At 39.8% G+C, this 20622-nt stretch carries 16 protein-coding genes, 25 tRNA genes, 1 rRNA gene and 1 pseudogene; 3 read left to right on the top strand and 40 right to left on the bottom strand.

Annotated features, from left to right (window positions below; genetic code table 11):
* Nucleotides 1-167: 167 nt before the first annotated feature.
* Both DS031_RS21235 and DS031_RS21240 read right to left on the bottom strand, forming a co-directional pair.
* A complete protein-coding gene (locus DS031_RS21235) occupies nucleotides 168-479 on the bottom strand; it encodes an S-layer homology domain-containing protein (RefSeq protein WP_181833278.1) in 312 nt (103 codons plus the stop codon).
* A pseudogene (locus DS031_RS21240) lies at nucleotides 424-651 on the bottom strand (S-layer homology domain-containing protein); the annotation flags it as partial. The gene DS031_RS21235 and the pseudogene DS031_RS21240, both read right to left, overlap by 56 nt.
* Nucleotides 652-1250: 599 nt before the next feature.
* Here DS031_RS21240 and DS031_RS24530 point away from each other — a divergent pair.
* Nucleotides 1251-2309: a C40 family peptidase gene (locus DS031_RS24530; protein WP_113808207.1), complete on the top strand. Its 1059-nt coding sequence runs from the start codon at nucleotides 1251-1253 to the stop codon at nucleotides 2307-2309.
* Nucleotides 2310-2350: 41 nt separating this feature from the next.
* On the opposite strand, the gene DS031_RS21250 is transcribed toward DS031_RS24530, so the two are convergent.
* Together DS031_RS21250 and DS031_RS21255 are read right to left on the bottom strand one after the other, a co-directional pair.
* A complete protein-coding gene (locus tag DS031_RS21250; RefSeq protein ID WP_113808208.1) occupies nucleotides 2351-4018 on the bottom strand; it encodes a S8 family peptidase in 1668 nt (555 codons plus the stop codon).
* Between the two features lie 119 nt (nucleotides 4019-4137).
* Entirely contained in the window at nucleotides 4138-5523 is a 1386-nt protein-coding gene (locus tag DS031_RS21255; protein WP_113808209.1) for an N-acetylmuramoyl-L-alanine amidase, read from the bottom strand.
* Between the two features lie 230 nt (nucleotides 5524-5753).
* On the opposite strand from DS031_RS21255, the gene DS031_RS21260 reads away from it, so the two are divergent.
* Nucleotides 5754-8012 carry a DUF4127 family protein gene (locus tag DS031_RS21260; protein ID WP_113808210.1) on the top strand — a complete coding sequence of 753 codons (2259 nt, stop codon included), beginning with the start codon at nucleotides 5754-5756 and terminating at the stop codon, nucleotides 8010-8012.
* A 351-nt stretch (nucleotides 8013-8363) separates the two neighbouring features.
* Nucleotides 8364-9425, top strand: a complete 1062-nt coding sequence (locus DS031_RS21265) for an S-layer homology domain-containing protein (RefSeq protein WP_142675810.1) — start codon at nucleotides 8364-8366, stop codon at nucleotides 9423-9425.
* Here DS031_RS21265 and DS031_RS21270 read toward each other — a convergent pair.
* From DS031_RS21270 to rrf, 36 genes are all read right to left on the bottom strand, one after another.
* Complete coding sequence (locus DS031_RS21270; RefSeq protein ID WP_113808212.1) at nucleotides 9344-11125, bottom strand: glycosyl hydrolase family 18 protein; 1782 nt, start codon at nucleotides 11123-11125, stop codon at nucleotides 9344-9346. The two genes, DS031_RS21265 and DS031_RS21270, sit on opposite strands and share 82 nt — an antisense overlap.
* Nucleotides 11126-11230: 105 nt before the next feature.
* Nucleotides 11231-12376: a non-hydrolyzing UDP-N-acetylglucosamine 2-epimerase gene (wecB, locus tag DS031_RS21275; RefSeq protein ID WP_113808213.1), complete on the bottom strand. Its 1146-nt coding sequence runs from the start codon at nucleotides 12374-12376 to the stop codon at nucleotides 11231-11233.
* 50 nt (nucleotides 12377-12426) lie between these two features.
* A complete protein-coding gene (gene galU / locus DS031_RS21280) occupies nucleotides 12427-13299 on the bottom strand; it encodes a UTP--glucose-1-phosphate uridylyltransferase GalU (protein WP_113808214.1) in 873 nt (290 codons plus the stop codon).
* 232 nt (nucleotides 13300-13531) lie between these two features.
* On the bottom strand, nucleotides 13532-14329 hold the full coding sequence (locus DS031_RS21285; protein WP_181833279.1) for an SGNH/GDSL hydrolase family protein: 798 nt from the start codon (nucleotides 14327-14329) through the stop codon (nucleotides 13532-13534).
* A gap of 131 nt (nucleotides 14330-14460) precedes the next feature.
* The gene (locus tag DS031_RS21290; RefSeq protein ID WP_181833280.1) at nucleotides 14461-14943 is read right to left on the bottom strand and encodes a VanZ family protein; all 483 of its coding nucleotides are present in this window, start codon (nucleotides 14941-14943) and stop codon (nucleotides 14461-14463) included.
* Nucleotides 14944-15086: 143 nt separating this feature from the next.
* On the bottom strand, nucleotides 15087-16286 hold the full coding sequence (locus tag DS031_RS21295; RefSeq protein ID WP_113808217.1) for an aminotransferase-like domain-containing protein: 1200 nt from the start codon (nucleotides 16284-16286) through the stop codon (nucleotides 15087-15089).
* A 118-nt stretch (nucleotides 16287-16404) separates the two neighbouring features.
* Complete coding sequence (locus tag DS031_RS21300; RefSeq protein ID WP_181833281.1) at nucleotides 16405-16623, bottom strand: hypothetical protein; 219 nt, start codon at nucleotides 16621-16623, stop codon at nucleotides 16405-16407.
* A gap of 90 nt (nucleotides 16624-16713) precedes the next feature.
* Nucleotides 16714-16899 (bottom strand): hypothetical protein, encoded by a 186-nt coding sequence (locus DS031_RS23390; RefSeq protein ID WP_142675811.1) that lies wholly within the window; start codon nucleotides 16897-16899, stop codon nucleotides 16714-16716.
* Nucleotides 16871-17017 carry a nucleoside hydrolase gene (locus DS031_RS21305; RefSeq protein ID WP_181833282.1) on the bottom strand — a complete coding sequence of 49 codons (147 nt, stop codon included), beginning with the start codon at nucleotides 17015-17017 and terminating at the stop codon, nucleotides 16871-16873. The genes DS031_RS23390 and DS031_RS21305 overlap by 29 nt, the downstream gene beginning before the upstream one ends.
* A gap of 64 nt (nucleotides 17018-17081) precedes the next feature.
* The gene (locus DS031_RS21310) at nucleotides 17082-17633 is read right to left on the bottom strand and encodes a DUF3231 family protein (protein WP_113808220.1); all 552 of its coding nucleotides are present in this window, start codon (nucleotides 17631-17633) and stop codon (nucleotides 17082-17084) included.
* Between the two features lie 142 nt (nucleotides 17634-17775).
* A tRNA-Glu gene (locus DS031_RS21315) sits at nucleotides 17776-17847 on the bottom strand.
* 21 nt (nucleotides 17848-17868) lie between these two features.
* A tRNA-Ser gene (locus DS031_RS21320) sits at nucleotides 17869-17959 on the bottom strand.
* Between the two features lies 1 nt (nucleotide 17960).
* Nucleotides 17961-18035 (bottom strand) — tRNA-Asn (locus tag DS031_RS21325).
* Between the two features lie 6 nt (nucleotides 18036-18041).
* Nucleotides 18042-18118: transfer RNA gene (locus tag DS031_RS21330), tRNA-Ile, on the bottom strand.
* Nucleotides 18119-18147: 29 nt separating this feature from the next.
* Nucleotides 18148-18229 (bottom strand) — tRNA-Leu (locus tag DS031_RS21335).
* Between the two features lie 17 nt (nucleotides 18230-18246).
* Nucleotides 18247-18320 (bottom strand) — tRNA-Cys (locus DS031_RS21340).
* A 14-nt stretch (nucleotides 18321-18334) separates the two neighbouring features.
* Nucleotides 18335-18409, bottom strand: a tRNA-Gly gene (locus DS031_RS21345).
* A 7-nt stretch (nucleotides 18410-18416) separates the two neighbouring features.
* Nucleotides 18417-18491, bottom strand: a tRNA-Gln gene (locus DS031_RS21350).
* Nucleotides 18492-18507: 16 nt separating this feature from the next.
* Nucleotides 18508-18583, bottom strand: a tRNA-His gene (locus DS031_RS21355).
* 20 nt (nucleotides 18584-18603) lie between these two features.
* Nucleotides 18604-18677: transfer RNA gene (locus DS031_RS21360), tRNA-Trp, on the bottom strand.
* A 7-nt stretch (nucleotides 18678-18684) separates the two neighbouring features.
* Nucleotides 18685-18769: transfer RNA gene (locus tag DS031_RS21365), tRNA-Tyr, on the bottom strand.
* A 24-nt stretch (nucleotides 18770-18793) separates the two neighbouring features.
* Nucleotides 18794-18869, bottom strand: a tRNA-Phe gene (locus tag DS031_RS21370).
* Between the two features lie 14 nt (nucleotides 18870-18883).
* A tRNA-Asp gene (locus tag DS031_RS21375) sits at nucleotides 18884-18959 on the bottom strand.
* Between the two features lie 44 nt (nucleotides 18960-19003).
* Nucleotides 19004-19080 (bottom strand) — tRNA-Met (locus DS031_RS21380).
* Between the two features lie 72 nt (nucleotides 19081-19152).
* Nucleotides 19153-19245: transfer RNA gene (locus DS031_RS21385), tRNA-Ser, on the bottom strand.
* Nucleotides 19246-19283: 38 nt separating this feature from the next.
* Nucleotides 19284-19357, bottom strand: a tRNA-Met gene (locus tag DS031_RS21390).
* A 9-nt stretch (nucleotides 19358-19366) separates the two neighbouring features.
* Nucleotides 19367-19439: transfer RNA gene (locus DS031_RS21395), tRNA-Ala, on the bottom strand.
* 30 nt (nucleotides 19440-19469) lie between these two features.
* Nucleotides 19470-19546 (bottom strand) — tRNA-Pro (locus tag DS031_RS21400).
* A gap of 36 nt (nucleotides 19547-19582) precedes the next feature.
* Nucleotides 19583-19659, bottom strand: a tRNA-Arg gene (locus tag DS031_RS21405).
* A gap of 40 nt (nucleotides 19660-19699) precedes the next feature.
* Nucleotides 19700-19788, bottom strand: a tRNA-Leu gene (locus DS031_RS21410).
* A 113-nt stretch (nucleotides 19789-19901) separates the two neighbouring features.
* Nucleotides 19902-19976: transfer RNA gene (locus DS031_RS21415), tRNA-Gly, on the bottom strand.
* Between the two features lie 19 nt (nucleotides 19977-19995).
* A tRNA-Leu gene (locus tag DS031_RS21420) sits at nucleotides 19996-20080 on the bottom strand.
* 15 nt (nucleotides 20081-20095) lie between these two features.
* Nucleotides 20096-20171, bottom strand: a tRNA-Lys gene (locus DS031_RS21425).
* 96 nt (nucleotides 20172-20267) lie between these two features.
* Nucleotides 20268-20343: transfer RNA gene (locus DS031_RS21430), tRNA-Thr, on the bottom strand.
* 5 nt (nucleotides 20344-20348) lie between these two features.
* Nucleotides 20349-20424, bottom strand: a tRNA-Val gene (locus DS031_RS21435).
* A gap of 73 nt (nucleotides 20425-20497) precedes the next feature.
* A 5S ribosomal RNA gene (gene rrf, locus DS031_RS21440) occupies nucleotides 20498-20614 on the bottom strand.
* Nucleotides 20615-20622 lie beyond the last annotated feature (8 nt).

Here is a 20622-nt window from a genome sequence, read left to right on the forward strand (position 1 = left end):
AGACATCTCACAATCTCTCTCACTCTCCCTACTAATTTCTAACGTTATTCTAGCATTAATTCTATTAGTCTGTTAATCGTTTTTAAAAGATTAGGAGAACATACCTATAACTTTTTTTGACAAAAAACGAGGCTGTCTCTATGCTTTTGAGACAGTCCCGTTCTTTTTTAATGCAGTTTTAAATTTTCATTAATCACACGTGCTAACAGTACTGAAAATTCTGCTCTTGTAATATTGCTTTGTGGACGAAATGTTCCATCTAGGTAGCCTGCTGTAATCTTATTTGCGACAAGTGCTTGAATCGGTTTATAAGACCAGCTGCTGCTCTTCACATCTATAAATGAAACAGATGCTTTTCCAGAAAGCTCATATGCTCGAACAAGAATCGATGCCATTTCTTCACACGTTAACGGCGCATCTGGTTTAAAAATATTTCCGGCATAACCCTCCCATGATCCCAGCTTTATTTGTCGCGGCAATTACTTTTGAAGCCCAGTGGCTTTTTGACACATCGTTAAATGAAGCCGCTGCCCCTTCTGAAAGCCCGAGCTCTCTTGCGATAATCGCTGCCGCTTCAGCGCGGACAATCTTTTTATTTGCGCCAACTGCTCCGTCACGATAGCCTGATAACAAGCCATTATCCGCTAAATAATAGAGTTCTTTTTGAGCCTAGTGACCTTCTGCATCTGGGAAAAAAGCGCTTGAATCAGATTTTAACCTGTAAACATATGAAGCTATACTGCTCGTCTTTTCATTAAATACTTTAATCGCTTTTAAAACTGAACTTTCATTAATAAGGATTGGATCTTCCTAAATTTTCCCGTTCGTTAATGTTGGATTCGTTCCATTATTCCCATAATATATACTTTTTAGTTAAAAATCACTAGTATAGTAACTCTTTTCATCTGTTTGGATAAAATAAAAAAGCCGCCGAATCAATCGACAACTTTAGATGTTAATAGCTTTTAATCCTATTAATTAACTGGCTTCCATATAATAGTCAGACGCATTTATTCGTTTTAACTGGAATGACCTAATACAAATAAATTACAATTTAACTATTTTTTTGGAAACTTTATTACAAAAAAGGTGAAAGCGTCCTCAAAATTGTTAAGCTTGTTACATAACTGTAATGTAATCGCCCTTTTAACTATGCTAGACTAGTAGGTGTTGAGTCATCAAATGACAAAGATAGAGAAAACATAACAAAATTTGACATATACTTTCAAATAACTTTAGGGGTGGAACAAGTGCGAAAAGTTTTAATGCTGGTGTTGACTTTAGCTTTATGTGTAGTAAGTTTTCCGAACAGTTATGCGAGTGCTAGTGTAAGAGACGATATTATTTCAACAGCTAAACAATACATAGGAGTACCATATAAATGGGGCGGCACAACGCCGAGCGGGTTTGACTGCTCAGGATTTTTAAATTATGTATTTGAAAAACATGGTGTAGACCTTCCAAGAACAGTAAGCTCAATTTATCCGCTTGGAACATCTGTTTCTCAATCAGAACTTGAGCCTGGTGACCTTGTCTTTTTTGAAACATACAAAGCTGGACCATCACATGCCGGCATTTATGTTGGCAGCGGAAAATTTATTCATGCCTCTTCTTCAAAAGGAATTACAATTTCATCTGTAAATAATCCTTATTACTGGGGACCGCGTTATATTGGAGCAAAACGAATTTTAAAAGATGAAGCAAAAGTACAAGAAGCGCCAAAAGAAGAAGCAAAACCGGCTCCAAAGCCAAAACCACTTCCAGATTTACCTGCAGGTCAGTATCATGATGTGGCTTCCAACTACTGGGCAATTGATGAAATTCGTGCGTTAGGAACAAGCAGTATCATTAACGGCTATCCACATAGTTTATTTAAACCAGAACAAGCGATTACACGTGCAGAAGTGGCTGGCGTGGTTTCATCAGTGCTTAACCTAGATAAATCAAAAGGAAGTCAAGTAAACTATAATGATGTGTCACCAAATCATTGGGCGGCTGGTGCGATTCACGCTGCTACACAAGCTGGCATTCTTTCAGGTTATGAAAATGGCACATTTAAGCCAGATACAGAAATGACAAGAGATGAAATTGCTGCCGTACTAGTAAGAGCATTTCAGTTAGCAAACAATGAAAATGCTGCCGTAAACTTTAAGGATGTTGCTCAAAATAGCTGGGCATATTATGATATTCAAAGCTTAGTTGCAAACAATATTACAGTCGGTTATGCAGATCATACATACCGTCCAACAAATGATACATCACGAGCAGAATTCAGCGTATTTTTGCATCGCGCAATGAACGCAAACTAAAAAAATAAGCGGTCCTCTCAGCTGAGAGGACCGCTTATTTTTTAATTTGATATGCTGGATGCTCTTCCTAATATGGCAATAAACTCCGCTCTTGTAGCAGCACTGTAAGGATGGAACGTTTGATCAGGATATCCTGATAACAGCTTTTGTTCTACTAAACTAATAATATCATTATATGCAAAATAGCTTTTGTTTAAATCAGAAAATGGATTTCCTTTGCTGCTCGTTTCAATCTGAAAAGCGCGTTTTACTAATGCAGCAATTTCTCCTCTTGTAATCGGGGCGTTCGGATGAAAAGAACCATCCGGATAGCCTGCTGAGATGTTCTGTTCATAACTGCTTTGAATCATTCCTGACGCATAAAAGGATTCTCTTACATCAGAAAAAGCTGTTTTCCGCTGTGCATCATTAAGATGTAGGATTCTTCCAAGAAAGGTGACAACTTCAGCTCTAGTAATAGGTAAACTTGGACGAAATGTACGATCACTGTATCCTTTAATATAGCCTGCTTTTGTAAGCTCGTTTAATTCATTTATATACCAAGCACTGCTGAAAATATCAGTAAAGTCAGATGCTGTCATCACACTGTTATCAATCGTTTCAGCAACATGAATAAGCCCAAATCCAAATTCTTTATCTCTTCCGGCAGCCCCTAAATCAACTGCATTTTTTTGTAATAATGCTCTTAATTGACTCGTTCCAAGCTCAGGATTCGCTTGTTTATATAAAGCTAATACTCCTGCTGCAAAAGGTGCGGCCATGGATGTGCCGCTTTGTGTAAAATAGCTATTTCCAATTCCTGTACTATAAATGAATTCACCGGGTGCAGCAAATGACAGCTCTGGTCCAATGGCTGAAAATGAGGCCCTTTTATTTTGCTCATTAATGGCTCCAACCGCAATAACACTTGGGTATTTTGCAGGATATTGAACAGGTAATGGTTGTCCATCATCCGTTAAATCGTTTCCGGCAGCAGCAACAATGAAAATTCCTTGAGCATAAGCTTTATCAATGACTAGTTTCACAGCTGTTGAGGAGTTCGGTGTTGCTAAGCTTAAGTTTATAATGTCCATTTTCTTTTCAATCGCCCACTCGATGCCTTTAATAATCGCTGATTCATTTCCCGAGCCGCTGCTGTTTAACACTTTTACCCCATACAAAGAAGCTTCAGGAGCAACTCCCACTGTTCCAATTTCATTATCTTTCGCCCCAATAATACCGGCTACATGTGAGCCATGGCCGTGGTCATCATTATAATCATTCGTATAGCTGACAAAAGACACACCGCCAGCTGCGGTTAAATCGCTATGACTGCGGCTAATCCCTGTATCTAACACAGCAATTTTGATTCCCTTTCCTTTATAAGCATCTTTCCATGCACGAGAAGCCTCAATCTTCGGTATGCCCCAATCAACCTTTTGAGCACTAATCGATACTTTATCATCTTTTTCAATTGCTTTGATTTCTGGTAATTTCATTAATAGCGGTACAGCGCTTAGAGGTAGTAAAGCAGCTGCCGCATCAATACTGTGAAACTCTTCATACACCGTTCCACCAACCTCTTCAATTAATTCGGTATTTATTTCTTCATTATATATAATAATGAATCGCTCTTTCTCAACATTCTCGGCAGCAAATGAAAAGTCCGCCATGCTGCATGTAAACACCATTACTACTAGTAATAAAAAGGAAGGCAATCGCCGCTTCATTCTCTCATCCTCTCATCCTGCTTCTTAATCTATTACTTTATTTTACAATTTTATCATATGTTTGTATATGAATACTAGAAAAGCACGGAACACAATCGTCCGCGCTTTTTCTACTATTATTATTTATTTTCATAATAATCTTTAATTCCTAAATAAATCGCTTGTCCAGCTTTTTCTCTCACTGCATCGGAAGCCAGCTTTGCAGCGTCCCCGCTGTTTGATAGAAATCCTAGTTCCACGAGTGAACTTGGAACACTATTATTTTTTAATACATAAAATCCAGCAGTTTTCACGCCGCGGTCATACGTTCCTAATGCGGCAACTAATCGTTTCTGAATCGCTTCTGCTAATCTTTGGCTTTCTATTGACACTTGACTTGCCGCCGCATAATAGTATGTTTCTGTACCACTAGCGGAGCCATTTAAATAATTATTAGAATGAATACTAATAAATGAACTTGCGTTTACATTTTGAGCAATGCTTGAACGTTCATCTAATGAAAGGAACGTATTATTATCTTGTCGTGTCATCACAACATTTACCCCTGCTGCTTTTAAATAGTTTTCTACTTTTAACGCAACAGCTAAGTTTACTTCTTTTTCAACAAGGCCGTTGTTTATTGCCCCCGGATCATGTCCGCCATGTCCAGCATCAATAACAATCGTTTGTCCTGCTAACTTTCCTGAAGAAGAATTTGTATCTTTCAAGTAGGATGTAGATACATACCCTTTTAATGTTCCTGCTTGAATATACGCCCATCCGTTCGCTTCGCTAAGAATTGTGACAGCTGTTCCATTGGATAATGAACCAAGAATGGAATAGCTTGTCCCAGCCCCTTTACGCACATTTAATGTCCCGTTTGAGACTGATACAAATGCCTGCTTTGTATTGGGATCAGATGAGGATAAACGAAATTCTTCTGTTAATGCTCGTGCTAAGAAAGCGGAAAACTCTTCTCTTGTAATCGTATTAGTTGGACGAAATGTTCCGTCTGGATAACCAGCGGCAATTCTTGCAGTTGTTAACCTGTTAACTGGTAAATAAGCCATTGAGTTTTTTGGTACATCACGATACGTTACATTACTAGTATTTATTAAATGAAAGGCTTTTTCAAATAAGTAGCTCATTTCCGCTCTGGTAATTTTTTTATTTGGGTGAAATGTTTTGTCTCCATACCCGGCTACAATTCCCTTTTCATAAGCGGTTTGAATAGCCCCGGAAGCATAATGATTAGCAGGAACATCAGAGAAATATGTTTTCCTCTGTGTATCACTATAATTAAATGCCCGTACAACCATTGCTGCTGCATCTGCTCTTGTCACACCGTCTTTTGGATGGAAACCGCCGTCTGGAAATCCTCTAATAATGTCCTGATTAGATAAATAAACAATTTCCTTTTTCGCAAAACTATCCCCAATATCAGAAAATGATTGATTTGCTTCTGCACTTTCACCAATAAAACCAATAATTACTGCCAACACAACAACCTGTACCCATTTACGCATAATCTTTGATTTCCCCCTAAACCTTTCTCTATCTTTTCTATATCATTCTATCGCCCTCAACTATCTTTGTGCAACAGGTAGCATTTAATATTTAACTATCATTATTTTTCTATCAGCCGTTTGCAGCTCCTTTCTGTGCTTAGCTTACACACATCCTTTATGTTACTATAAATAAGCACCCTGCTGTATAAGGCTTAAGCAACAATTTTAACATAAAGAGGGAACATCATATGAAGAAAATAGGGATAATGGCATCTATCATTTTGTTAATCAGCTGTTTATCCAGCTCATCGATCGCAAATCCAAACGTTTCGTATACACCTCCTGTAAAAATATTAATCGATGGTTATTATGTAAAAAGCGATGGGCTTGCAGAGTTTTATGGAAATGCATTATACCTTCCATTACAAGTGATAAGCAGCCATTTAGGAGCAAACGTTACGATCGATCAAAATGCAGAAAAAATGACGATTTCACATAAAAACATTCAGCTATCTTTTACATTTAACAGCAAAACAGCTCTGTGGAATGGAGAACGAATCACCCTGCCGAAACACTATATAAAAAATGGACAAGTAATGGTGCCGCATTCCTTTATTCGCACTCTCTTTGGCGCCTCTATTGAATGGCAATCAGCGACAAAGACAGCCGCTATTCTGTCACCTGAAGTAGGCAAACTGCCGAAATCGACTGTTATTTCCGATCAAACGATTGCTTCACTGCTTGATCTTAATCTGTTTTTGCAGCAGCATCCTTTTGAAACTCTTACAGCAGAAGAACAAAAAGTCATTAAACGCGTCAGAAAAGAATGGGCCAAAGAAACACCCTTTCTTATGTTAGGCGAAAAAGTGTTTAGTAAAGATGGTATTTTTATTGAAGAACTTAGTCCAGCAAACCGTCCGATCAAGCTGATGATGGTTCCGCTCGACAGCCGTCCTGCAAATGTTTACTATCCAGTTAAAATCGGGGCATTATCAGGATTTTCTGTGATGACACCGCCAAATGATTGGCTTGGAGATTTACATGAAGAAGGAAACACTGTGCTTATTAAAGATTGGATGAAACAGTTTGCTCATGAAGCAGCCGGATTTATCATTTCAATTGACATGCTTGCATATGGAGGCCTTGTCCCATCGCGCTCTTATAACCATTCGCTTGAGGAAGTATATGAAAATTTAGCAGTTATAAAAGAGCTTAAAAAGACGTACCCTGATAAACCCATTTACGTGTATGATTCCATTCAGCGTCTAACCGTTACCATTAACAGCAAATATTCTCAGAAAGATTATAGTCGTGTACGTGAATGGGCTCAGCTTTATGATCGTGTATATCATTTCAATGAAAGAAATGATAGAGAACGATTAAAAGAATTAGAAACATTGATTCCAACTGAACTGCTTGCGGATTATCAAAAAGCTCGAAAACGAAACCATGAAATTAACAAACTGATGATTGATTTATTGGATGAGGGGACAATTGATTATCTCATATTATCTCAAGACGATGCGGCTGAATATGGTTTTCATAGAATCGAGTCAGAGCAGCTTCAACAGAAATTGGCGGAGCTTGGTATTGAAGAAGATCGAGCTGTCATCTTTCCAGGAACAGATGAAATTGACATGGTGCTGCTAAGCCGCTTTAGCAGTAAGTTTTATAAAATTTCGCCAAACTATTTTATCTCATACAGTGGAACACATGGAGAAGATTATTTGCCAGAGTATGAAGATATTATGTTAGATGAAAATATTAATCGTCATATTATCGCTTCAGGAGGAACAATAACGACTAACCGCGACAAAGCAAATATTCAGTTAATGGTTCACACCCCTCCTATAAAAGAGAAAGACCGCGTTAATAGTGTACAATTATTTATAGATGAAATTAAATCATTAACAAATTTAGGAATTCCAACAGCAGTTATTGATGCTTCTACCTTCACAGCTGAACCGCTGTTTACTAAAAAGCTCCTTGAAGAAATAGATTTTCCACAGTTATATGGTTACAGTGCATGGAATACAATGGGAAATCGAATTGGCATTGCAATCGGACAAGCCTCGCCGCGCTTTGCTTTTATGAATAATCAAACCGCTTTATTCGATTCTGATGTTTTTAAAGAAGCAACAAAACATCAAGCAGAATTTTTATTAAGTCGAATTTCAACGGATTGGGATTATAAAAGCAATACAATCAAACAATTACGGCAGTTTGCAAAAAGTATTGGAGCAAATGGAGATGATCTTCAAGAAGATTATCCAATTGTTAAACGTTTTACATTAAGGTTTATGGAAGATATGGTTAAACAGCGAGGCGCTGAAAACTTCGACAATAAACGGATCCCTCACTTCATAAAAGATGGAAACGTTTATTACAAAACAATCTCTACTTATGAAGATGCATTTATTGATCTTCCATGGAAACGAGACTTTGACATTGCCATTTACCCAAAGGTTACTATGAAAAATAATGAAGAAGTAAACTTAATAAAATGAAATTCTGCTTCTGATTACATTCTTTTTGAAGCTCTTCTTACCCATCTTGAATCATACAATTTAAGATAATCGAATGATGTCGAATTTTACAATATTTTCTCAACTTCATTTACAATGATATATTATGATAGAAATAAGGGGATTCCCTTATAAGTTGATAAGACTTTGGTTGATAAGCTTATCCCCTGCCGGCTCTCACTTGTCCCAGTGAGGGTCTTTTTTGTCGAATTTAACTCCTATTTTTTCCCTCTATATGTGTAAATTGTAAATTATATAGACAACCTTCTAAAGATTTAATAGAATAAAAGAGTACAACTAAATATTAGGAGGAAAAAGGATGCTGAGAAAACGGTGTATGACTATATGCCAATTGATATTGGCGATCACTGGGCATTTGATTCCTTAATTACGTTTGTTGACGCAGATCTTTTAAGCGGTTACAAACTGGATGGCGAGACTTATATTAAACCAAATACATCTATTACTCGTGCAGAATTTGCAGCTATTTTAGTCCGGGTACTAGGCTTAGAAAACAGCCCGATTACAGCAAAAGAATTTACTGATGTTAAAAAAGGAACATGGTACTATGAACCTATTATGATTGCGCGCTCTAACGGCATCGTAAATGGGATGACAGAAACAACATTTGAACCAAATACATTACTGCAGCGCGACCAAGTTGCGGTCATGATTGTAAATACGTTTAAAGCGACAATTTCTTTTAATCAAGGAACTCCCAAAAAGTTTACAGATGTAAAAAATTATTGGGCCACTGAATCTATTAATCAAGCAAGCCGTGTAGGCATTATTACCGGTCAAACAAATACATTATTTAATCCATACGGCAAGGCAACTCGTGCTGAAGCTATCACAATGGCAGATCGCGCTTTAAATTTAGAAACAAATAACGTTCCAGCCGATGAAGTATTACAAAATCTCGTATTAGCCCAACAAGTAGGGCTTTTCCAATCATTACAGGCAAAGGATCTTACTCAACTTGCCCAAGTTAATAATATGTATAATACCGGTTACTATAAAGCATCTGTTACAGAAGGGATTATCTATCTTTCTGAGTTTACTCAAAACGGATTTGATATTTCTTTCAACATGACAGGTACACCGAAAGCAACAGTTGTTCAAAAATCTGATCGTTTTGCTGAAGTAACTGTAAACGGCATGACGTACGAAATCACGGTAAAATTCGGAGGCAGCACATATACAGAAACACTAGATTCCATGACATATTACTTAAAACTTATGCCTAATGAAAACAAATGGAAAATCTACAGTACATTGGAAGACCTTCTCTTTAAAAAAGGTTCTTCATCATACTATGAACTTCCTGGAAAATGCACAGATGCTCGGTTCATCAGTGCTGCCATCTGTCCTCGCGTTACTTTATCAAGCGGCTGAAATTTTTGATCTCCCATCCCTTTGACAACGCCAAGGCTGTCCATGCGCGCAATGGACTGATAGGACCAGCGATCAGCTGAAACATCTTGAAAGGAGGAAGTTTGTGCTGCTTGAGCTGTAGTTCCTGAAATAACCCGATCTAAAATAACGGCAATTTGTTCTCTCGTAATCGGCGCGTCTGGTGAGAACTTTCCTGTTTCTGTTCCGATAATAATCCCATAATCGGCGACAAGCTCGATATCACTTTTTGCCCAATGATTGGCTGTATCTTGAAAAGAGGCTGATTGATTTCCTGTCGGCTGTAAATTTAACGCACGTGCAATAATCGCTGCCGCCTGTGCTCTCGTTAATGTTTGGTCAGGTGCAAATAGATCTTGTTCCATTCCTTTCATCCAGCCTTTTTCGTGCATCGCTCGTGCATCATATCTTGCCCAATGTGTGAGCGTATCTTTAAATGGTTCTCCCTGAAGCCACTGCTCATAATGACTCCAAATCGCTGGATCTTCTTGTCCTAACGCCCAACTGCCGGTTCCTTTTAAATTATATTTATGCACTAAATCCATTTTTGCTTGAATCGACTGGGCATTTTCATACCAAACTGTATAATTTCCCGGCGTGAGAGCTCTACCGTATACATAAGCAGTAGGATCTTCTGCATTTACCGTAAATGCTGCTTTAGCAGAAGCTGTTTTGGAATCGTAAGTTACCGTTCCGTTAAACTGCTGCACAAGTTCATCAACACGATACTGCGCTATCCCTCTTCCTCCATAAGATTCTTGTTCATTCCAATAACGCCCAAAGAATGGGAGGCCGAGGACAATTTTTTCAGAAGGCACATTTTGATTCAACGCATATGTAATTGATTTTTCAACCCATCCATAACTTGCAACAGGGCCGGCTGGTCCTGATTCATAGCTTTCATCATATGCCATAATCATTAAATAATCGGCGTACTCGGCAAGATTTTTGTAATCATATGAACCGTGCCAGCCTGTTTTCCACCCGTATGGATTAGCAGCCACCGCGACAGACACTTCTTTTTCAGGAGGAAGCTTTTCTCTTAAAAGTCTCACTAAGTCTGTATACGCATCACGATCAGCTTCTGTGACATTTTCAATATCGACATTGACGCCACCTAAATTATACTGCTCGATTGTTTGCGCAATCTGGTTGGCAAGCTGTTCACGGTTTTCGAGTGCTGCACGACCAAGATCACGGTTCCAGTGATTGCTTAAAAAAGGAACTACTTTTACATTTTTCGCTTTCATTTCGGCGATAAATCTTGTACTGAACTGATTGCTCAGCTTTAAGGTACCGTCAGGATTAATATCAAAATAGCTCGGTGCCGCAACTTGCAGTGACCCTTCAGTGCGATCAACAAACTGAATTTGCGAGGTCGTTGTTCCAAAAAACAAATAAGACATATTAAAGTCAGCGGCTTCGGCCTGAGGGGTACTTGTTTCGCCTAACGAAATTGTTGTAAAAACCATTGTCCCAAACATAACTTTAATCATGCCTTTTTTAACGGTTGGGAAGTTGTTTTTTACGTACGTTTTTACAGCTTCTTCAAAACGCTTTGATTTCTTTTTATCCAACAATCCAAGTTCATCAGCAAATTCGGTGATCAGTGGATTTAAGTAGAGGATAATTGTTTGTGTGCCGTCTTTTTCAATCAATTTATGCCTTTGAAAAAGTTCCATATTCCTTTCACCTTCTTTCTCTCCTTCCTATTGTTCGCAATATCCCCCTTTATCAATACAAAAAAACTGCAGTACGTCTTTGTACTGCAGTTTTCCTTATATATCCTATACTTCAAATCGATCAGGCTTTGTATGTTGTTTACCGAAATGATATAAAATTGCCTCAACAATTCGTCTTGAAGCTTCTCCATCCCCGTATGGATTTGACGCTTGCGCCATTTTTTCATAGGCTGCCTCATCATGAAGAAGCTCTTTCGCTAAATTATAAATATGTTCTTCATTCGTTCCGGCAAGCTTTAAGGTGCCTGCCTCAATTCCTTCGGGGCGCTCTGTTGTGTCGCGAAGTACAAGAACTGGGACACCAAGTGACGGTGCTTCTTCCTGTACACCACCTGAATCCGTTAAAATAATGTGCGCGCGTGATGCGAAATTATGAAAATCTAATACACCAAGTGGTTCAATTAAACGAATGCGCGGATCATTGCCGAGAATCTCATCCGCTATTTCTCGCACAACCGGATTTAAATGAACAGGATAAATCACCTGCACATCATCATGCTCATCAACGAGGCGTTTGACTGCTCTGAACATATTGCGCATTGGCTCTCCTAAATTTTCGCGGCGGTGTGCCGTTAATAAAATGAGGCGGTCGTCTCCAAGCTGATCGAGCACTTCATTAGAATACGCCTCATTCACCGTTGTTTTTAACGCATCAATGGCCGTATTACCTGTAATAAAAATCGATTCTTCCCGCTTGTTTTCTGTTATTAAATTGTTTGCGGATTTTGAAGTGGGCGCAAAATGCAGATCTGCAATCACCCCTGTCATTTGGCGGTTCATTTCTTCAGGAAAGGGCGAGTATTTATTCCACGTACGCAAGCCCGCTTCTACATGGCCAACTGCGATTTGATTATAAAGCGCGGCAAGACTTGCCACAAACGTTGTCGTTGTGTCACCGTGAACAAGCACAATATCAGGTTTTACTTTTTTCATAATATCGTCTAACCCCTGCAGAGCGCGGGACGTAATATCTGTTAAGGTTTGACGGTCTTTCATAATGTTTAAGTCATAATCAGGAGTAATTTCAAAGATTTCTAATACTTGATCAAGCATTTCACGGTGCTGTGCTGTCACCGTTACAATCGATTCAATTTCTTCCGTATGCTTTTGAAGCTCTAATACGAGCGGTGCCATTTTAATTGCTTCAGGTCTTGTTCCAAAAATCGTCATTACTTTAATCCGGTTTGCCATCATTTTCTCTCCTTACTGCTGATTTCTTCTCTATAGTAAAGTTCTTACTTTTATTCTTCCAATACTTTCTTTAAATAATCGAACAGCGGCTTTTGTAAATCTTCCCGCTTTAACGCAAATTCAATCGTTGCTTTTATAAAATTTAATTTGTCTCCAACATCATAACGTTTTCCTTCGAATGTATATGCAAGAAGTGGCGATGAATGATTAAGTGTATTCAATGCATCTGTTAATTGAATTTCCCCCGCTCTTCCCGGCTCCTGTGTTTCTAAAATTGGAAAAATAGCAGGCGGCAGCACATAGCGTCCCATAATCGCTAAAGATGAGGGCGCCTCTTCAGCTGTTGGTTTTTCAACAAGCCTTGAAATGGTATGAACTTCATTCTCATGTATTGTTTCTTTTAGAGCAATAATGCCGTATTTTGAAACATCTTCTTGTTGGACATGCTGAACGCCAATTACGGGAAGATTGTATGTATGATAAACATCAATAAGCTGTTTTAAGCACGGTACCTCTGACTGGACAATATCGTCTCCAAGCAGGACAGCAAAAGGTTCATTGCCGATAAAACGGTGGGCACAATAAACCGCATCTCCCAGCCCTTTTGGTTCTTTTTGACGAATATAATGAATATTGCTGAGTTCAGAAATATTCCTCATGCTCTGAAGTAAAGCTGTTTTTCCTCTTTTAACGAGCGTTTCTTCTAACTCATAGGATTTATCGAAGTGATCTTCAATCGCTCGTTTTCCTCGGCCTGTTACAATAATAATGTCTTCAATACCAGAAACGGCAGCCTCTTCCACAATATATTGAATCGTTGGTTTATCTACAATAGGAAGCATTTCTTTTGGCTGTGCTTTTGTTGCAGGTAAAAATCGGGTACCAAGGCCAGCAGCAGGGATAATTGCTTTTCGCACCTTCATTTTCTCACCACTTTTTTAAATATTTAAAGAACATTACGAACTTATCGCTTAACAAGAGGAAACAACACCTTAAGCTTACCATAAATTGAAAGTTCTATATATTATGTTTTGGTTCCTTTTTTTCAGCCTGCCTATACAATAATCATTCGAAGCTGGAAAGCACTTTTTGTTCTATAAAAAGGGAAAGTTATTAAGGTTAAAAACCAATAACTTTCCCTTTCCGCTCATTTCATTATTTACTTAAAAAATAGTTTCCTAAATAATCAGCCCAAAGCTGATGACCTTTTTCATTTGGTGTATCATCTTCTTTATGAATATATTGTAATAATTCTTCACTATCAGGCTTCGGCCAACTTGCCCAATGATTAAGATAATAATACCCTTTCTCTGCTGCATAGGCTTCAAGCACTGCAACTTGTGCTGAATAATAAAGGACATTATATGCTGGATTTGGCGGCTGCAGGAAGATAACTGCATCAGGTGACGATTGTTTAACCGCATATACGATTGCCTCAATGCTTTGTTGATTATTTTCTGATTCCACTGCCCCTGTATCATTTAAGGTAAACGGCTCTAACAATAAAATATCAGGCTGCAATGCTGCAATTTCGTACTGTTTCTGATTTTGGACCACTGTTACAGAGTGATCATCTCCATAGCTTTTTACAACAATGTCAAACACGTCTTCTCCATAAGCTGTGTCTAACTGCTGCTGCAGAAGTGCAGGCCAGCCTTGTTCACCCTCTGAGACAGCCTTAGAACCTACTACCACAAACTTAATTGTCTCTTTACTCGCAAGCTTTGCTTGAATTTTCTCTGCAAGATCTTCAGGTAAATTTGCTGTTAATGTGTCAACATTTACTGGAGTTGTTTCTGATGAAGCGAGTTCCTTTGCTTCTGCTTCCACAGGACTTCCTTCTAACAGTGCATCAACCGCTGCCTCTTTAATTTTTTGATCCCAATGAATTTTACCAGCTATAAGTGCACTAAGGCTTGCGAGGCAGACAACTGCGATAAATAATTTCTTCAACATATTCCCCCCTCTAATGCACGACATCAATGCCGAACAATGCTTTTTCCAGTTTTATCATATCGATTAATAGGGTTAGAATCAAGAAAGTTTTACAAAAAGACGGATAAATCTAAACGTATCACCATCTTTTATTTTTTCCTTACTTTATAAAACCCAACCATGATTACAATTCCAATGACAGCGCCAAATGTATCTAACATCACATCGTGAAATAATGGGGTCCGGTTTGGTGTTAAGCTTTGATGAAACTCATCAGAACAAGCATAGCTAAATGCTAACAATACTGCTAAGGCGATTTTTTGGATAGAGAAATTGGTACGCTGAACAAGTGCCCGATACAAGAGCGCTCCTAACAGCAGATAAATCATAAGATGGGCGCCTTTTCGAATAAAAAACTCAACAAAGCCTTCTTCACCAAGACTTTGAATGCTTATTTCTTTACCTGCATATGTAAATGACACATTGCTAAAATAAGTATGCACCAACGAAAGATCAACATAGGAAGAAAGTGTTGGTCTTAAATCTTGATTTTCATACGGCTGCGCTGAAAAACTAAAAATAATCCCGGCACAAATAATGACCGGAAGCCAATATATGCTAAATTGCTTCATTATGAACCTCCTGTCACCTCTTAATAAACACATACAATTTTATCATAGGACAGTGAAATTCCCTATGAAAGAAAAGAAAAAAACAAAAAGAGCTGCCTCCCTAGGGTCAGACCCTAGGGAGGCAGCCACTTGTTCATACTGATTTATACTTCCTGCTTTTCAAGATGAATAGCATTTTGAAAAACGTTTACTAAAGTCTTCATTCCTTGTTCAAGCTTATCAGGTGTTGAATGGGTGAAGTTTAATCTTATTGTGTTTTGTTCAGGATTTGACACGTAAAACGGTGCCCCAGGTACATAAGCTACGCCGTTTTCTACAGCTGTATTTAACAGCTCTGTTGCATTAATTTCTTCCGGAAGGCGCACCCAGAAAAACATCCCGCCTTTCGGTTCAATGTAAGAAAGACCTGGAAGATCTGCCTGATCAAGCAGATTCTGCATAATTTTCATCCGGTTAAAATATTCTTTCTGAAGTGTTGCAATATGTCTGTTAAGATCAAAGTCACAGCACAAATGATAAAGGGCATGGTGTGCGAGAGAGTTTGAATGAAGATCGGCTGCCTGTTTTGCCTGCGCCATCATCCGAATGATTTGATAAGGGCCTTTAATCCAGCCTGTTCTTAGCGCCGGAACAACTGTTTTTGAGAACGTACTCGTATAAAGAACATGTTTGCCGTTATCAAGTGCTGCAATTGGCGTATATGTTTCTTTAGGGTTAAATTTAAGCTCACCATATGGATCATCTTCAAAAATAACAACATTTTTCTTTTTCGCAAGCTTCAATAAAAGCTTGCGTCTTTCTAAGGACCATACTTTACCTGATGGATTTGAAAACGTTGGAACAACATATACACACTTTGGCATATACTTTTTCATTTTATATTCTAAATCTTCAGGAATCATGCCGTGCTCATCCGATTCAACTGGAATAATGTTTACTTCATAGGACTGAAATACTTGAACAGCCGCTAAGTATGTAGGGTTTTCTGTTAATACAACATCCCCTGGGCTGAACATAATCCGCGCAAATAAATCAATCGCCTGCTGGGAACCTGTTGTAAGCATCACTTCTTCAAGTTTTGCTTTGATTCCTTTTGCTCCCATTCTTTCAATTAATACTTCACGCAGTGGTTCGTATCCTTCTGTTAAGCCATATTGAAACGATTTTTTACCTGATTGAAAAGTTTTCGAAAAGGCTGCTTCCACCGCTTCAACTGGAAATAAATCATCGTCAGGAAGTCCTCCCGCAAATGAAATGACATTTCCACTATTCACGACCTTTAAAATATCTCGAACTGCAGATGACTGCAGATGCTGCACTCGTTTTGCAAATGCATATTTCATAATTTCCCCACCCTTAAAATGTTTTGCAATTATCTAAATCTTATTATTAATACTATTATTCTGATATAAAAAGTCAATAGTTATTTCTTAATTTTTAATAGAGAATAAAAAATTATCCCTATAATTTGCTCCTCACCTGTAAAAATTCTGTAATAAAGGATTGATAATGAAACTGCAGCGCAATATAACATGTATGTGACTGCTTTATATTGATATCAGGTTTTTCACAAAAATCAGCAATCGTCATTCCTCTAGCAGGCCCTTCTTGTTCCTCCACTATAACAGGGCGCAGCGCAAATTGAAAGATCTCTAGATTTACAACTGCCCTTATTGTCAATAGATTATGCCTCGGACTTCCGCCTAATGATGGCTTTTGTTTTTTATAAAGAGCATAGTAATAATCAAACATTGGTTTAATGAGATTGCCTCATTTTGTTTTCTTTTGTGCATCCATTTGTGCGGCCATTTGCGGAGTAATCACGGCGTAGTTTGTGACTGTGACATTAAGAGGAAACAGCTTCACAACCTTTGCCGAAGAATGACTAATGACAATATTTGCTGCTAACTCTAGTAAATAAAAGGTATTACGGAACCGTATCTTTTTGTGAGACATTTCCGTACTCAGCGACGATTCCGACTAACTCAATGTTTGGATGATGAAGAGCATACATAAGAGCAATTGAATCATCAATGCCGACATCACTAAAAAGTAAAATGTTTTTCTTTGTCATCCAATCACCTCTGCCTAAATATATTGGTAGGAAATGCGATTTATACATGGGAGAGCTTCGCGGCTTATTTTTGTTCGGGAATACCCGGCGGAAGATAATGAGGTGGTATTTTTAACCATCCTCTACTTTTCATTAAGTTCTTTAAAGGAGAGGCAAATTTCATTAATTCCACTTGAACTTGAAAAAATAACATTCCAACATCTGTTCGCACATACTGCGACATTGCCTGCGCACAAAATACAATAGCTGCTGCTACCTTTACAGAAATTAAATTGGCGATTTCATCATCAGTTAGTTTCACGCCTTCAGGAACAGACTTTGGATCAGATTTTGGCTTTTCTTCATTTATTGCAGATAACGGAATACCTTCTTGCACCATAAACTTTTTAATTAGCTCATAATCGGCCTTTGAACCTTGAATGGCATTTTCTAACGTATGAATAAGGTCTTTATCTGTTGTTGTATTTAACGCAGCTTGATACAATGCTCTTGCTTCTTGAAATCCTGTTAGAGAGGTCCATAAATTCATTACTTCGCCGACATGTAAAGGAGGTTTTGATTCTTCATCTACTAAAGATTTCATTAATTCCGAAATCGCTTCAAGCGCTCGAGTCATAACATTCACTCCAAAAATTTTTATGACTATTATTTGCTTAAAAGCTAAATATTATGTATAAAATTAACAAATAAGACCATTCAGTTTCCCCATCCATAAAAAAAGACAAGGCTGTAATTACAGCCTTGTCTTTTTTTATGGATGACCCGTACGGGATTCGAACCCGTGTTACCGCCGTGAAAGGGCGGTGTCTTAACCGCTTGACCAACGGGCCATATAATTTAAATAAAATAAATGGCGGAGAAGGAGGGATTTGAACCCTCGCGCCGCTTACACGACCTACACCCTTAGCAGGGGCGCCCCTTCAGCCACTTGGGTACTTCTCCATGGCTCCACAGGTAGGACTCGAACCTACGACCGATCGGTTAACAGCCGATTGCTCTACCACTGAGCTACTGTGGAATAAAATGGTGGGCCTGAGTGGACTCGAACCACCGACCTCACGCTTATCAGGCGTGCGCTCTAACCAGCTGAGCTACAGGCCCATTAAAAATGGGTAATAAAATGGTATTAATACCGGTGGTCGGGGTCGAACCGACACTCCCGAAGGAACACGATTTTGAGTCGTGCGCGTCTGCCAATTCCGCCACACCGGCAAAGGACAGATAACTTTTGGAGGCGGCAACCGGATTTGAACCGGTGATCAGGGTTTTGCAGACCCATGCCTTACCACTTGGCTATGCCGCCATCTTAAGTTTAAATGGAGCGGAAGACGGGATTCGAACCCGCGACCCCCACCTTGGCAAGGTGGTGTTCTACCACTGAACTACTTCCGCAAATAAATGGCTGGGCTAGCTGGATTCGAACCAACGCATGACGGAACCAAAAACCGTTGCCTTACCGCTTGGCTATAGCCCAACAACCTAAATAAAAATGGGGCGACTGATGGGAATCGAACCCACGAATGTCGGAACCACAATCCGATGCGTTAACCACTTCGCCACAATCGCCACAATGACTTTAATAATATTGGCAGGGGCAGTAGGAATCGAACCCACACTGGAGGTTTTGGAGACCTCTGTTCTACCGTTAAACTATGCCCCTATATAAATGGTGGAGGGGGACGGATTCGAACCGCCGAACCCGGAGGGAGCGGATTTACAGTCCGCCGCGTTTAGCCACTTCGCTACCCCTCCACATATAAAGGAAAAAGAAAAAAATGGTGGCTCGAGACGGAATCGAACCGCCGACACGAGGATTTTCAGTCCTCTGCTCTACCGACTGAGCTATCGAGCCACAATTTTATAGAATGGCGGTCCCGACCGGGATCGAACCGGCGATCTCCTGCGTGACAGGCAGGCATGTTAACCGCTACACCACGGGACCAAGATAAAATTAAAATCATTCAACCTATTTAGTGTGAACAATTTTGGTTGCGGGGGCAGGATTTGAACCTACGACCTTCGGGTTATGAGCCCGACGAGCTACCAGACTGCTCCACCCCGCGATAATATATAAATAAATACTTTGTTCCCTGCTTAAAGCAAGAGTAAAACTCATTTCACATTTTAAAATAATATGGCGGAGGAAGAGGGATTCGAACCCCCGCGAGCCGTGAAGCCCCTGTCGGTTTTCAAGACCGATCCCTTCAGCCGGACTTGGGTATTCCTCCGTATTTATATGCAGTAAAAATAAAAATGTGAAACGTAATAGCGGCGGAGGGGATCGAACCCCCGACCTCACGGGTATGAACCGTACGCTCTAGCCAGCTGAGCTACACCGCCAATTTAAAATGGAGCCTAGCGGGATCGAACCGCTGACCTCCTGCGTGCAAAGCAGGCGCTCTCCCAGCTGAGCTAAGGCCCCATGATGTTTATGCTGCAAACAATTTTCAAATGGTCGGGAAGACAGGATTTGAACCTGCGACCCCTTGGTCCCAAACCAAGTGCTCTGCCAAGCTGAGCTACTTCCCGTTTTTTAAATAGCGGGCTTATTCCGCTTTTCCAATATGGCGCGCCCGAGAGGAGTCGAACCCCTAACCTTTTGATCCGTAGTCAAACGCTCTATCCAATTGAGCTACGGGCGCAGTATTATAATTAATTATATTTATCATATAAACATAATAATGGTACCGGAGGCCGGACTCGAACCGGCACGGAGGCAACCCTCCGCAGGATTTTAAGTCCTGTGCGTCTACCAATTCCGCCACTCCGGCAGGACTTATACTGCCTTCACACGTATGTGTGAAACGATATGGAGCACCCTACGGGTACTACTGATTTTACACTTGCAACGAAGCATATTCCCCGCAGTATGTGTAAGTTTAGATGGAGCGGAAGACGGGATTCGAACCCGCGACCCCCACCTTGGCAAGGTGGTGTTCTACCACTGAACTACTTCCGCATTTTTAATTAATTTTATATGGTGCGGGTGGAGGGACTTGAACCCCCACGTCGTAAGACACTAGATCCTAAGTCTAGCGCGTCTGCCAATTCCGCCACACCCGCATATAAAATTGTAAATGGTGAGCCATGGAGGATTCGAACCTCCGACCCTCTGATTAAAAGTCAGATGCTCTACCGGCTGAGCTAATGGCTCTCACTAACTAATGTTAATAATAAACGGTGCCTCTACAATTACTACGATTTTACGATAACCAAGAAGTTAATTCAACGCAGTAATTGTAAGTTTAAATGGTGCCGGCCAGAGGACTTGAACCCCCAACCTACTGATTACAAGTCAGTTGCTCTACCAATTGAGCTAGGCCGGCATATATGGTGGAGGATGACGGGATCGAACCGCCGACCCCCTGCTTGTAAGGCAGGTGCTCTCCCAGCTGAGCTAATCCTCCGTTATAATGTCCAGCTTCAGTGATCAGACTGACGGTTATCTGCCGTGTCTAAACAATCACTTCAGCTTTTCTTGCCTGGCAGCGTCCTACTCTCACAGGGGGAGAGCCCCCAACTACCATCGGCGCTGAAGAGCTTAACTTCCGTGTTCGGCATGGGAACGGGTGTGACCTCTTCGCTATCGCCACCAGACATGAGGC

Source organism: Bacillus taeanensis, from assembly GCF_003318295.1.
Lineage (GTDB): Bacteria > Bacillota > Bacilli > Bacillales > UBA6769 > Maribacillus > Maribacillus taeanensis.